Source organism: Vibrio sp. ER1A, assembly GCF_000733315.1.
Lineage (GTDB): Bacteria > Pseudomonadota > Gammaproteobacteria > Enterobacterales > Vibrionaceae > Vibrio > Vibrio mediterranei.
Window position 1 is genome coordinate 1 of the sequence record NZ_JPJA01000069.1, and the last position, 2,358, is coordinate 2,358.

2 protein-coding genes are annotated in these 2,358 nt (G+C 34.8%); both read right to left on the reverse strand.

Annotation, left to right across the window (positions count from 1 at the left end; translation table 11 throughout):
- Positions 1–227: 227 nt before the first annotated feature.
- On the reverse strand, positions 228–1,121 hold the full coding sequence (locus HW45_RS04730) for a LysR substrate-binding domain-containing protein (RefSeq protein ID WP_038225302.1): 894 nt from the start codon (positions 1,119–1,121) through the stop codon (positions 228–230).
- Positions 1,122–1,214: 93 nt separating this feature from the next.
- The coding region (locus HW45_RS04735; protein WP_038225303.1) for an alpha/beta hydrolase at positions 1,215–2,358 on the reverse strand (1,144 nt) is incomplete at its 5' end.

Sequence of the window (2,358 nt, forward strand, 5' to 3'; positions counted from 1 at the left end):
TCGCGGGTGAATAGTTACACCCTGCTAGCTAAAATATTCACCTAAACTTTCTTGATTTAGTCAGAACATCAATAAGGTGAGTAAATGTGTGGTTTACCTACAAACTAGAACATGTATGTGACAAATTCGGCAGTGACTTTTGGCTAACTACGAAACAACTATTGTTCGACCGTAAAACTACAATCTAAGACAGCTGTATGGAGCTTTTTCTGTAATGTTGATAGTAACTAAGAAATTTTCTTACACTCATCAATAATGAGTTCTTTTATCCAATTAAATGGCTTAGAAACACTACTAGATTTATGCCAAACTAGATAAGCACGACCTTCAGGAATGACAATAGGACTTGGTACAGAGTCAATGTTAGAAACGTTGCAGTTATCTATAAATATCTTAGGTGAAAACATTATCCAGTCGCTATTGGACACCATACTTAGCCCTTCAATGTTGCTCGAAAACTGATATCCAACTCTATGATAAAGATGATTAGATCTTAGGTTTATGTTCGTTAAATGGGTCGACTCAATATGAGAAGCAATCAACTCACTTTCTAGGTCTTCCTTTGATATTTCTTTTCTTTCGGACAATCTAGGGTGTGAACTATTGAAGACTAAAACATAAGGAGAACGCACGATCTCTATAAAATCCAAGCTAATATCACCTGGCTTAACCAAAGAAAAACTAAAATCTACTTTTCTATTTCTTAAATCATCAAATCTCTGTTGTTGGTTAACATACTCATGAACACTCTTCAAAGACATATTTGGTGCAAGTTTTGATATTATGTTTTCAATCTTGCTATACAATAATATACTTAGATCCTTTGCCCCTGAAAATTTATAGCTTTTCGTTGATTCAAGAGGATTAAAATTTTTTTCAACGCTAATAACTGATTTTAAGTTATCCATAATTGGAGCAACATCTAGATACAACTGGTCAGAAAAAACCGTTGGAGAGACTCCTTTTCCACTTTTGATAAAAAGTGGATCGTTAAAATGGACCTTTAACTTTGTTATTGATTGACTTATAGCTGATGTCGATACGTCCAGTTCGTCTGCCGTTATAGATAAGCTTTTGTTTTTATAAACATTACAAAATATCGTAAGTAGATTGATATCCATCGAAAACTGAATCCAAAATGAAGACTTCGGACTAAGTATTAGATCAACCTTAACCCTACGTCAACAAAGTGTACCCTCCTTGGTACTTTTACATTAGATCATTTTCAACACTTCATTGAAAATCATGCCATTATGAGTGTAGAACTCATCGATAATTGAAAAATGATCGCCTTGTTCAACGATTTTTCTATCTACCGTAAGCTTGTTTTTCAATAAATGTTGATAGAATTTCTCTGTTTGAGAAATATATTCACTACTTTCTTTTGAGCCTACATACAGTGTAAAATTCGCACCTCTATGACACGGCATGTGGCATGGACTCATAGAAGGTAAATCACTTTCAGAGATCTTTAATTGGTAATTTTGTGCTGTATAGATATAGGGTCTCTTATCATATCCTCCAGAAAATGGTATGACATTTTTGAAAATTGAAGCTGGCATATCTGGGTCGAAATATTTCCAATTGAATATTCCCATGCAAGCTGTTAAATGAGCACCAGAAGAATGCCCCGCGATAGAGATTCGTTTGCGGTCTATTCCCCATTTTTCTGCGTTTTTATAAAGATAGCGTACCGATTTTTTCACTGATTCAATCATTTCTTGATAAGTAGCATCAGGAGCTTGAGGGTAGTTTAAGTTAGCAACAATGACATCTTCTCTAGTAAATGAATTTGCTATCTGCATGTAAATATCTTTCTGAGTATATTGCCAGTAACCACCATGAATATGAATAAGTAATGGTTTGAGCTCTGCTCCTTCTTTTGGAATAAATAGATCAAGATTATTCCGACTAAAAGGTTGACCGCCTGTTGTTATCTCATGTTTGACACAGTGATCTTCTAGCTCTGTTTTCATCCATTTTTCAGCGATCTCATTTGCAGTCGGAGAAGTGAAGAAAGTGTGGTACTGGTCAAACAACTCTTTTGCAGTATAGCCTTCGTAAATAATATCTTCCGTAACAGGCAATACTACGATGTTGGCCTCTAGTGAAAAATGCTCATCCTCTATAATGGCAACATCACCAAACCGTCCACCTCCCATCGTAAGACGATAAATGTCATCAATATCGGATAGGTTATTGATGATATCATCAATGTTATTGTAACCTATCGTCAAATCATGAATATAGATGTTCTCCATTCCCAGAGAGTTGTAATGTTTTGATAATAATAATGTTGCTTCCTTAGTGGCTTTTAGAATATCTGGATTTTCACTAGAGTATTTTACATTGATAACC

What these genes read in the sequence shown, in the direction of transcription:
- HW45_RS04730 (WP_038225302.1), bottom strand. Translation starts at nt 1,121, where the DNA reads ATGGATATCAATCTACTTACGATATTTTGTAATGTTTATAAAAACAAA.